Source organism: Streptomyces bugieae (assembly GCF_036352915.1).
Classification (GTDB): domain Bacteria; phylum Actinomycetota; class Actinomycetes; order Streptomycetales; family Streptomycetaceae; genus Streptomyces; species Streptomyces endophytica.
The window spans coordinates 1-452 of the sequence record NZ_JAZBJP010000162.1 but is presented as its reverse complement, the minus strand read 5'-3'; the positions used below and the strand labels follow the sequence as shown (position 1 = coordinate 452).

The 452-nt window shown below is 69.9% G+C and carries 1 protein-coding gene; it reads right to left on the bottom strand.

Features of this window, described 5'->3' with window-relative positions:
• Nucleotides 1-226: 226 nt before the first annotated feature.
• Nucleotides 227-452: GNAT family N-acetyltransferase (locus V2J85_RS40685; RefSeq protein ID WP_330824401.1), on the bottom strand; the 226-nt coding region annotated here is incomplete at its 5' end.

The window sequence follows — 452 nt, the reverse complement described above, 5'->3', positions numbered from 1 at the left end:
GCCTACAGCCCCGACCATCCGCTAAGGTAAGGCTTAGTTAGGTATGCCTTACCGGGCGGCGGCTGCGGTGCGCCTCGGCAGATATCTCGATGTCGAGATAACTCTAGTACATAGCCGCCGCTCGGTCATGCCCAGGTGCCCTTGAACGCCCTCACCCCGTCGGGGTACGCGCCCATCCCGCCGGGCGTTCAGCCCGCATCGCGCGTGGCCGTACCGTCGACAGGCGCTAGCGGCCGACGGGCCGCGCCCCGCCGGGCGGCGGACCCGGAGACCACATGCCGAACCACTGCTCGGCACCGTAGGCATCGAAGCGCTCGACTTCGACGAACCCCAGCTTCGCCGCGAGGCGCATCGAGCGGGTGTTGGCGGTCTGGGTGGCGAGTACCACCGGTTCGCCGGGGAGCGCGTCGGCGAACCAGTCGAGTGCCGCCGCGCACGCCTCGGCGCCGTAC